The organism is Streptomyces panacea, assembly GCF_040560175.1.
Lineage (GTDB): Bacteria > Actinomycetota > Actinomycetes > Streptomycetales > Streptomycetaceae > Streptomyces > Streptomyces panacea.
Genome location: NZ_JARJHW010000074.1, coordinates 22676 through 32457, shown reverse-complemented (window position 1 = coordinate 32457; position 9782 = coordinate 22676). Strand labels below are relative to the sequence as shown.

At 69.2% G+C, this 9782-nt stretch carries 10 protein-coding genes; 5 read left to right on the top strand and 5 right to left on the bottom strand.

Annotation, left to right across the window (positions count from 1 at the left end):
• Window positions 1–161: 161 nt before the first annotated feature.
• Together P3L51_RS18985 and P3L51_RS18980 are read right to left on the bottom strand one after the other, a co-directional pair.
• A complete protein-coding gene (locus P3L51_RS18985; RefSeq protein WP_354606443.1) occupies window positions 162–983 on the bottom strand; it encodes a carbohydrate ABC transporter permease in 822 nt (273 codons plus the stop codon).
• On the bottom strand, window positions 980–1942 hold the full coding sequence (locus P3L51_RS18980; RefSeq protein ID WP_354606442.1) for a carbohydrate ABC transporter permease: 963 nt from the start codon (window positions 1940–1942) through the stop codon (window positions 980–982). The genes P3L51_RS18985 and P3L51_RS18980 overlap by 4 nt, the downstream gene beginning before the upstream one ends.
• A gap of 214 nt (window positions 1943–2156) precedes the next feature.
• Here P3L51_RS18980 and P3L51_RS18975 point away from each other — a divergent pair, with 214 nt between their 5' ends.
• A complete protein-coding gene (locus P3L51_RS18975; RefSeq protein ID WP_354606441.1) occupies window positions 2157–3188 on the top strand; it encodes a LacI family DNA-binding transcriptional regulator in 1032 nt (343 codons plus the stop codon).
• A 34-nt stretch (window positions 3189–3222) separates the two neighbouring features.
• On the opposite strand, the gene P3L51_RS18970 is transcribed toward P3L51_RS18975, so the two are convergent.
• The gene (locus P3L51_RS18970; protein ID WP_354606440.1) at window positions 3223–3882 is read right to left on the bottom strand and encodes a TetR/AcrR family transcriptional regulator; all 660 of its coding nucleotides are present in this window, start codon (window positions 3880–3882) and stop codon (window positions 3223–3225) included.
• A gap of 182 nt (window positions 3883–4064) precedes the next feature.
• Between P3L51_RS18970 and P3L51_RS18965 the strand changes: the two genes are divergently transcribed.
• Window positions 4065–4835, top strand: coding sequence for an NADPH-dependent F420 reductase (locus tag P3L51_RS18965; RefSeq protein WP_354606439.1), 771 nt, complete (start codon window positions 4065–4067; stop codon window positions 4833–4835).
• A 113-nt stretch (window positions 4836–4948) separates the two neighbouring features.
• Here P3L51_RS18965 and P3L51_RS18960 read toward each other — a convergent pair whose 3' ends face one another.
• Both P3L51_RS18960 and P3L51_RS18955 read right to left on the bottom strand, forming a co-directional pair.
• Window positions 4949–5689 (bottom strand): SDR family oxidoreductase, encoded by a 741-nt coding sequence (locus P3L51_RS18960; RefSeq protein ID WP_354606438.1) that lies wholly within the window; start codon window positions 5687–5689, stop codon window positions 4949–4951.
• Between the two features lie 80 nt (window positions 5690–5769).
• Entirely contained in the window at window positions 5770–6207 is a 438-nt protein-coding gene (locus tag P3L51_RS18955) for a VOC family protein (RefSeq protein ID WP_354606437.1), read from the bottom strand.
• A 386-nt stretch (window positions 6208–6593) separates the two neighbouring features.
• Here P3L51_RS18955 and P3L51_RS18950 point away from each other — a divergent pair, with 386 nt between their 5' ends.
• From P3L51_RS18950 to P3L51_RS18940, 3 genes are all read left to right on the top strand, one after another.
• A complete protein-coding gene (locus tag P3L51_RS18950) occupies window positions 6594–7427 on the top strand; it encodes an SCO4651 family lipoprotein (protein ID WP_354606436.1) in 834 nt (277 codons plus the stop codon).
• Window positions 7428–7600: 173 nt separating this feature from the next.
• Window positions 7601–8335 (top strand): two-component system response regulator CseB, encoded by a 735-nt coding sequence (gene cseB, locus P3L51_RS18945; RefSeq protein WP_354606435.1) that lies wholly within the window; start codon window positions 7601–7603, stop codon window positions 8333–8335.
• Window position 8336: 1 nt separating this feature from the next.
• Window positions 8337–9680, top strand: a complete 1344-nt coding sequence (locus P3L51_RS18940) for an ATP-binding protein (protein ID WP_354606434.1) — start codon at window positions 8337–8339, stop codon at window positions 9678–9680.
• Window positions 9681–9782 lie beyond the last annotated feature (102 nt).

Genomic DNA, 9782 nt, shown 5'->3' with positions numbered 1-9782 from the left:
CGCGGGCCCCGCCCTGCGGGCGGACGGCGCTACTTTGAAGACACGCCCTACGCCGGACGGTTCCGGGGTGGGCACTTCCAGAAGGACTGTCGCGCCGGGCGGGACCACGGCGGTGATGGTGAGCGGTCCGTGGACCAGCAGCGAAGGATCTGCGGTCGGTGTCATCCCTTGAGCCCTCCGGCGAAGCCGTTGATGATGCTGCGCTGCAGCGCGAAATAGACGGCGAGGATCGGCACGATGCTGATGACCAGTGCCGCGAAGACGAGGTTCCAGTCCGTGACGTACTGGCCGACGAAGCCGGCGATGGCGACCGGCATGGTCTGCTGTGCGCTGCCGCTGAGATACAGCAGCGGGGTGAAGAAGTCGTTCCACACAGCGACCGAGTTGAGCACCAGCGCGGTCACCGTGATCGGCCGGAGCATCGGGAACACCACGTACAGGAAGCCCTTGAGCGGCGTGCATCCGTCGATGAGCGCGGCCTCCTCGAAGTCCCGCGGCAGGGCACGCAGGAAGCCGACGTAGAGGAAGGTGGTGAACGGGACCTGGAGACCGGAGTAGAAGAGGACCAGCGCCCACGGAGTACCGAGCAGACCGAGATCCCGCATCGTCTGGTACAGCGGCAGGGAGGCGAGTTGGAACGGCACCACGAGGCCCAGCATGATCAGCAGGAACATGCCCCGTGACCAGCGCGCGGTGGCACGCGCCAGTGGATACGCGGCGAAGGCCGAGACGGTCAGCACGATGAAGACGCTGCACGCGGTCACCAGGACGCTGTTCGCCAGCGCGCCCCCAAGACCACCCTGCTGCCACGCCTGCGTGAAGTTGTCCAGGGTGGGGGAGGTCGTCGGCCGCAGCGGCGAGGAGTTGTCCGACGGTGCCCGGACGGCCAGGTTGACCAGGACGTACAGCGGAAAACCCACGACCAGGGCAACGGCGATCATGACCAGTTCGAGCCCGAACGTGCGTCGGCGGTAGCGGTTCACGAGGACGCCCTCTCGTTGCGGGACAGGAAGAAGTACTGGCCGGCCGAGGTGACCGCCACGATGATCGTGAGCACCACCGCGAGGGCGATGCTGTAGCCGAACTCGCCGAGCGTGAAGGCGTCCTTGTAGATCAGGGTCGACAGCGTGTCCGTCGCGTGGCCCGGTCCGCCGCCCGTCAGCGCGTACACCTGGTCGAAGAGTTTGATCCCGCCGATGATCGACAGCATCAGGTTGATCGTCAGGGCGGGGGCGAGGAGGGGACGCGTGACGGACCAGAAGCGCCGGACGGGGCCCGCGCCGTCGATGTCGGCAGCCTCGTAGATCTCCCTGGGCACCGATTGCAGCCCCGCGAGGAAAATGACCATGGAGTAGCCGCCGAACTGCCACACGACCACACCGACGACGGACCACAGGGCGATGTCCGGGTCGCCCAGCCAGTCCTGCTCCCAGGAAGCCAGTCCCACCGCACGGAGCAGACTGTTCACCGCGCCGTCGGGGCTGAGCAGGTTGCGCCACAGATAGGCGGTGACGATGGGCGTGACAACGGCCGGTGCGAAGAGGAACACCCGCAGCACGTTGCGGGACTTGATGACGCTGTTGACCCCGAGCGCCAGCAGCAGCCCGAACGCGTTCTGGATGACGGTGACCGCGACGGCGATCAGCAGGGTGTGCCAGATCGCCTGCATCGCGTCGGGATCACGGAACATGGCGCCGAAGTTGTCCAGGCCGACGAAGGAGAAGTCGGGGTCGAGACCGTCCCAGTCGGTGAAGGCGTAGTACACGCCACGCGTACTCGGTACGAGGACGACGAAGGCGAACAGCAGCATCGCGGGCGCGGCGAACCACCACGGCGCCGCTATATGACGCCGAACCGACGGGCGGGCACGGTGTTGTGCGGGCACGGAAGCCACCGGATCGGAGACCGGGTGGGAGACCGGGTCGGGAGGGGCAGTGATCACGGCGGGATCCGCTCTCTTAAAACGATTCAATCCGATGGGTAACGTTCCCCAAAAAGTTGCGGCAGACTCTAGGAGTGGCCCAGAGCGGCGTCAATATGTCTGACACGATGCGGGAAATCCACTGCGGGTACGGCGCCGCGGAGAGCCTCTACACTCTGGGCAACGTTTCCTGTCCCGGGCCCGGTACGGCAGCGGGATCAGAGGAGGAACCTGCATGGAGCCGCCAGCGCAGCCCCGGCGTGTCACCATCGTCGATGTCGCCCAGCACGCCCAGGTGTCCACGACCGCCGTGTCCAAGGTCCTGCGCAACGCGTACGGGACCAGTCCGAAGATGCGGGCCAAGGTGCGCCAGGCGATAGCGGAACTGGGCTACCGGCCCTTCGCCGCGGCCCGGGGTATGCGTGGTCAGACCTACACGATCGGCGTGATGCTGCCGGACATCCGCAATCCCTTCTTCCCGGAGATCCTCGACGGGCTGACCGAGGCCCTGGACGAATCGGACTATCAGGTCCTGATGGGTCCGGGCTGCAACGGTGAGGCGGCGGAGGCCCGGGTCACCGAGGCCATGATCGACCGGGGTATGGACGGGCTGGTCCTGATCGCGCCCGTCTCTCCGCGCTCTCATCTGGAACAGGTGGCTCGCACCGTGCCGACCGTGGTCGTCGGTCGCCACGGGCACTCGACCGTCTACGACACGGTGTCGGACGACGACACCGCCGGCGCCGCGCTGGTCGTCGACCACCTCGTCGGCCTCGGGCACCGGCGGATCGCACACATCGAGCACGCCGAGACCGACCCCGCCCGCATGATGGAAATGCCCAACGCGCTGCGTGCCGAGGGCTTCCGCCGTTCGATGCGGGCGCACGGCCTCGCGGACGACATCGTCTCCACCACCTACACCCAGGAGGGCGGATACCGGGGCACCCAGCAGCTGCTCACGAGGGCGGACCGGCCGACCGCCATCTTCGCCGGCGCCGACATCGTGGCGATGGGTGTCCTCGAAGCGCTCGACGAAGCCGGCGTCTCCGTCCCCGGAGACATCTCGGTCGCAGGCTACGACAACACCACCTTCGCCGCGCTCGGTCCCATCTCACTCACGAGCGTCGATCAGGCAGGCCGGCACATCGGCACCGAGGCCGCCCGGCTCCTCCTCGGCCGTCTCGCTGACCGTGGCAAGCCGTCGGCCCAGGTCAAGCTCTCGCCATCCCTCGTCGTCCGCCGAACCACGGCACCACCGTCGAGCTGAGTTCGCCCTGAGTTCGACCAGGTTTCCCGGTCGGTCATTTCCCGGGTGTGTCCGCGTGTGTCGCGGGTTCGGGCAGGGGTTGGGTGTTACGGCTGCTGAGGCCGTCGAGGGAGATGCGCAGGAGGCGGCGCCACTGGCCCGGGTGGCTGTCGCCGGTCGTCAGGACGGCCTGGCTCAGGGAGCCGCTGAGCAGGACCAGGTCGTCGGTGGTGACGTCGGGGCGCAGGAGGCCGGCGTTCATGCAGCGGGTGCGCAGTTCGTCGATGAAGGTGTAGCAGCGTTGGGCGCAGGAGGGGGTGGGGCCGCCGTTGGTGGTGTAGCTCTCGACAACGGCGCGGTTGCGGGCCTGTGTGGTGAGCATCTGCTCGAAGAACCCGGTCAGCGCCTGCCAGGGGTCTTCGGTGGCGGTGGCCTGCTGGTGGGCGTCGCTGAGCCAGGAGCCGAACTGTTGTTCCAGGACGGTGAGGAGCAGGTCGTCCTTGGTCGGGAAGTGGCGGTACAGCGTGCCCATGCCGACGCCGCTGCGGCGGGCGATCTCCCGGACGTCGACGGTGCCGCCGTGCTCGGCGAAGACGGCGCCGGCCGCCTCCATGATTGCGGCGCGGTTGCGTTCGGCGTCGGCGCGGCGGCCACGCCTGGCGGGCTGCTCGGGGGCGGTGGCTGGGGCTGGGGTCGGCTGGTCGGCGAGGGTCACGGCACTCAGGTTACAGGGAATCTCCGGCCTTGCGGAGCGCTCGCTCCGGTTGTGCTACGTTCAAAAGGAGCACTTGCTCCGGTTGGGGGGAGGGGTCTTGCCCCCGCACTCCTGATTGAGCCCTGCTCCCCTACGGAACCGCTGGCGGACCGCACGGTCCGCGAGATGAGGAGACCCCTTTCATGGCAACACTTGGCTTCATCGGCAGCGGCAGCATCGGCACGAGGATCGCCCAGCTCGCGATCGCGGCGGGCATCGACGTCGTTCTGTCCAACTCCCGCGGCCCCGAGACCCTGGCCAAGACAGTGGCAGAGCTCGGCGAGCGGGCCCGCGCCGCGACCCCTGAGGAGGCGGCACGGGCGGGCGACTGGGTGGTGGTGAGCATTCCGCTCGCCCCCTACCGGGAGCTTCCCGTCACCGCGTTGGCGGGCAAGGTCGTGCTCGACACGATCAACTACTACCCGATGCGCGACGGGCACATCGATGCCCTCGACTCCGGCAGGACCACCACCACCGAACTCGTCCAGGAACACCTGGCCGGCGCGAAGCTCGTCAAGGCGTTCAACAACATCAGCGACCACCACATCACCGCGCTCGCCCGCCCCGCGGGCGCCGCCGACCGCTCCGCCCTGCCCATCGCCGGCGACGACCCGAGGGCCAATGCCAGTGCCGCCGACCTGATCAGCCGGCTCGGCTTCGACACCGTCGACGCCGGCCCCCTGACCGAAAGCTGGCGCTTCGAACCGGAGACCGCCCCCTACGCGCTGCCGTACTCCTCCGACCCCGACGCCGTGAGGGCCTTCTGGGCACAGTTGAGCGAAGCCCTCAGCTCCGGCACCGCGCCGCAGACGCCGCCCCCGGTCGATCAGGGCGTCCCGCTGCCCGCGGCACAGCTGCGCACGCTCCTCGCCGACGCCCTCCGCAAGCTCACCGCCGATCGCGTGGTGGCCTGACCCCCCTGACGAGCCCTCGCCGGTCCGGCGCATCGGGCGTTCCTTCGGGCGGCTTCGGGAGCGGGACCACACGGTGCTCACGCCCCTGAACAGCACGCGGGGTCGAGGGTCGCTCAGGAGACGAACTGCTGCCCGCCGTCGATGTCGTACGTCGCGCCGGTCAACGCCGTGTTGATCATGAGGTGGACGGCCAGCGCCGCGACGTCCGCAGGCTCGACGACACGGCCGATCGGCAGTGTCGCGCGCAGCTCGGCGCGGCGTTCCTCGATCTGGTCGCCCAGCAACGAGGCCGAGAGCGGAGTATCGACGAAGCCGGCCGCGATGAGGTTGACGCGGACTGGTGCGAGTTCGAGCGCGAGGGCCGCGGTGAACGGAGGCAGCGCGTTGGTGGCGGCGGAGGCAGCCCCGAGACCTCGGCCGACGCGCCGTGCTCCGGTGCCGCCCATGAACACCAGGCTGCCTCCGGGCCGCACTCTGCCCAAGGCGTTGCGCGCGACCTCGAGCTCCAGCACCGCGTGATCACTGATCGCGTCCCGTACCTCTGCGGCGCTCATTTCGAGCAGCGGCCCGTAGCTCGGGCCACCGGCCGTCACCATCACGTGGTCGACCGGGGCCGGCAGGCCCTCGAAGAACGTCGCCAAGGCCGCGGGATCGGTTGCGTCGAACGCCTCGGTGCGCGGCGTGCCGAGTACTTCGGCCGCGCGCTCCAGCCGACCGGGATCGCGGCCGACGAGGATGAGCTCGGCACCCTCGGTCCGGGCGCGCTTGGCCGTCTCCAGTCCGATGCCGGCGCTGCCGCCGATGACAACGACGGTCTGGCCGAGCAGTTCGGGCTTGCTCGCTGGGATTGTCACTGCCGACTCCTTTGCGTTCCACTGTCGGGCAGCCGCTCGTGACGGCAGCCCTTTCGCCATGTCACATCGGCCTGTCCGTGTCAGCGGCCGGGCAGGCGGGTCTTGATCTCCTGGAGCAACCAGCCGTTGCCGTCCGGGTCACTGAACGACGCGAAGGAACCGTAGTCCGCGTGCTCGGGAGCCGGTCCGTCCACGCGTCCCCGGGTCCCGGCGTGGTGGAAGACGCCCGTGATGTCGTGGAACACCTCGCTCACGTCCACTCCGCGTTCGACGAGATCCGTCCGGGCCGCGTCGATGTCGTACACAGACAGTTGCAGGCCCTGTGCGGAGCCGGACGGGGCCGAGGTCACGCCCTCGCCGAAGATGATCGAGCACAGGGAACCCGGCGGGGTGAACTGCACCACCCGGTAGCCCTCTTCGACGGTCAGGTCGGCATCCGGTCGCCAGCCGAGCGATCCGTAGAACCGCATGGCCCGGTCGACATCGGAGACCGGCAGGACCAAGGCTTCGAGTCGCATCTCACCGGCCCGCACCGGAGGCGTTCCGGCGCTCCCGGAGGGTTCCGCCGCCACGCTGCCCATCTCTGCCTCCAGCGGTCGGTGGCACGGTTGATGGCCCAGAACTCACGCTTTCCAGGTCCCGCGGGAGCCGCTCGGTGGTCGCCGACACGGCTCGCCGGGACTGAGCACCCGCTTCCCACCATGAGAACCGCCCCCACCGGCACACGCAAGTAGGAGATGGAGAGGCCAGCCACCTCCTGCTCGATGGGCCGGTCCGGTGTGTGAATCGGCGTGGGCCGTGGCCGTGGCCGCATGGGATCATGCGTGAGCCTGTTCCGGGCAGCAGTCCCTCGCTTCTCCGCTCATGCCGACCGTGGCGTGCGCGTGATGTCCAGGAGATTTCCTTGCGTCGTTCAGGCCCTTCTCGTCGTTCCCGCGTCGGCACCGTGGGGCTGTTCTGCGCCGCCGCGCTCGCCGGTCTCGTCGGATGTTCCGGCGAGAGCAGCGAGCCGTCCGGCGGGTCCGGGAAGACGTCGCCGGTCCCCGAGGGTGATCTCGCGGGCATTGTGGTGGACGCGGTCGCCGTGACGCGGCGTACCAGTGCCCGGCTCGACCAGGAGATCACGATGAGCGACGGCAAACAGGCGCAACTCGTCTTCATCACGGGGGACTTCGACATGGCGGGCGACACCGGCCGGCTCACCGTCGAGGCGCCCGGCAGCGGTGTCGGTCAAGCGGAGGAACTCTTCGTGGCCGGCAAGGTCTATCTGCGCGCGGTCAAAGGAACGGCGGGCCCCTGGGGGTCCTTCGACCGGAACAAGAGCGAGGTGCATCTACCCCTTCGCGCACCGATGAACGATCCCGAGCACACGCTGTTCCAGATAGGCAGTGCGAAGACGGTCTACTACCAGGGTGTCGAGAAGGTGAACGGCGCCCCGGCCAAGCACTATCGCGGCATGCTGGACCACGCGGCGATCTCGCTACGGATCGCGGAGAGCGAGCGGGAAGAGTCCGACGAGCTGCGCGCGTCCAGGGACGAGGACATACCCGTATTCGCGGACGTCTGGATCGACGAGGCGGGGCGGGTGGTGCAGACGCGGACGGCCTTCGGCTTCGGTTTCAACACGACAACCGTCACGACGGTCTTCTCCGAATTCGGAAAGCCGGTGAAGGTCACCGCACCACAGGCGGCCGACCTCGCCACCCTCACACCAGCCCCGTACATTCTCACCGGCTGATGGCACCGGGCATACCGCGCGGGCGGGGACACGGCGTGCACCACAGTGAGTACGCCGCACATGATGCGTGGCTGATACACGGCAGAGGTACGGTCATAAGGCCCCGGTCGGCCGTACGACCCCGGGCGCCGACACGGCATCGTTGAACGAGCACGCGCGACAGGTGGGAAGAAATGTCCGTCTCTATTCTTCTCGTCGAGGACGACGAGGTCATCCGGAGATCGGTCGCGATGGCGCTGGAGCGGTACGGCTACCACGTGGCGGTGGCGGGAGACGGTCTGACGGGCCTGGAGATTTTCCGGGAGCGGCGGCACGACCTGCTGCTGCTCGACGTGATGCTGCCGGGGCTGGACGGTATCGGGCTGTGCCGCCGGATCCGGGAGTCCAGCACCGACCCGATCCTGATGATGTCGGCACGGGGCGACGCGCTGGACGTCGTGTCGGGGCTGGAGGCCGGCGCCGACGACTACGTCGTCAAGCCGGTGGACACGTCCGTCCTGGTGGCGAGGATCCGCTCGTTGCTGCGCCGGGCCACATTCACGCCGGACACGGCCGGGGGTGAGGCGCCGCCACCCGAGCCGAACGGGCCGAGGCAGCCGTACGGGCCGACCGTCGCGCAGCGCCGCCTGCTCGTCTTCGGCGACCTGACCATCGACACCGGCGGCCTGGAGGTGTTCCGGGCCGGTGAACCGGTCGCGCTGGCGCCCACCGAGCTACGCCTGCTGCTGGAGTTCGCTGCCTACCCCGGAATCGTGCTGGAACGGCAGACACTGCTGCGCAACGTCTGGGACTACGGCTGGGACGGGGACAGCCGCGTTGTCGATCTCTGCGTACAGCGGCTGCGCAGAAAGATCGGGCCCGAGCGGATCGAGACGGTCCGCGGCTTCGGCTACAAGCTGCGGCGCTGACATGGGCGGCTCCTCTCCGACCCTCCTCAACTGGCGCTCCCTGCGCTGGAAGATCGCCCTGCTGGTGGCCGTCGCGTGCTGCTCCATCGCGTTCATCGTCGGCCTGCTGGTGCACGGCAGCACGTACGAGCGGTCCATGAACGACGGCGCGGCCAAGGCGTACACCGCCCTGGACAACGCCCTCGCGCCGAGCCGCGAAAGCAACGGCAACGGCAACGGCGACGGCGACGACATCGTCGACGTCGCCAATGTCGTATACAGCCCCGAAGAGATGCCGGCGGAGCTGGTGCGCAAGGTCCGGGAACACGGACAGGCCGACATGTACGACGAGAGCAGGCCGTACAGCCCGCGAATGTGGGCCGCGGAGCGGCTCGCCGACGGCAGTCTCGCGGCGATCTCGCTCGACATGACTCCCGACCAGCTCAGCCGCCGCGCCCTGGACCGGAACATGTGGAAGTACTCGCTGGCGGCGCTGGCCGTCATCGTCCCTCTGTCCGCCTTCGCCGCCGAGCTCCCCAACCGGCGGCTGCGCCGGGTGGCGCGGACCGCGCGGCGCATCGCCTCCGGTGACCTCGCCGCCAGGACCGAGACGGGCGGCCGGATGGGCGACGAGATCGCCGAGATCTCGGCCACCGTCAACGCCATGGCCGACAGCCTCCAGGACCGGCTGCTGAGCGAACAGCGCTTCACCGCCGACGTCGCCCACGAACTGCGCACCCCGCTGATGGGCCTGGTCACCTCCAGTGGGCTCCTCCCGGAGGGCGAGGCGACCGAGCTGGTCAGGGACCGGGTGGGGGTGCTGCGGACGCTGGTCGAGGACCTGCTGGAGATCTCACGCCTGGACGCGGACGCGGAACGGGCCGACGTCCGGCCGGTGCCGCTGGGCGAAGTCGTCGCCGAATCCCTGGCCAGGACGGGGCTCGTGGCGCGTCTGACGGTCTTGGGCAGGCCGGTGGCCGAGACGGACCCACGCCGTCTGGACCGTATCGTCGCCAATCTCGTGACGAACGCGCACTGGCACGGGCGCGCGCGGGGCCGCGGTCACAGGGGCGAGCATGGGGACGAGCACGGGGGAGAGGCGGAGAGGGTCGAGGTCACGGTCGGCGACGGGATTGTCGTCGTACGCGATCACGGCCCCGGCTTCCCCGAGTCGCTGCTGGCGAACGGACCGCGGCGCTTCCGCACGGGCGCGGCCGAACGCGGCCGGGGCCAGGGCCTGGGCCTCACCATCGCGCTGGGCCAGGCGCATGTCATCGGTGCCACGCTGACGTTCGCCAACGCGGCGGACGACGGGGGCGCGGTGGCGACGCTCCGGCTGCCGGCGGACCACGCCAGGACCGGCTGATACAAGACGGATGGGCAGCGGAGCGGTTACGGACGGACGCTTCCGACAGCACGGAAACCAGCGCCTCCCAGGGTGGCTCACATGCGTGAACGACACGCATTC

Coding starts and splice junctions, on each gene's coding strand:
- P3L51_RS18975 (WP_354606441.1), top strand. CDS start 2,157: ATGGAGCCGCCAGCGCAGCCCCGGCGTGTCACCATCGTCGATGTCGCC.
- P3L51_RS18965 (WP_354606439.1), top strand. CDS start 4,065: ATGGCAACACTTGGCTTCATCGGCAGCGGCAGCATCGGCACGAGGATC.
- P3L51_RS18955 (WP_354606437.1), bottom strand. CDS start 6,207: ATGCGACTCGAAGCCTTGGTCCTGCCGGTCTCCGATGTCGACCGGGCC.
- cseB (WP_354606435.1), top strand. CDS start 7,601: ATGTCCGTCTCTATTCTTCTCGTCGAGGACGACGAGGTCATCCGGAGA.
- P3L51_RS18940 (WP_354606434.1), top strand. CDS start 8,337: ATGGGCGGCTCCTCTCCGACCCTCCTCAACTGGCGCTCCCTGCGCTGG.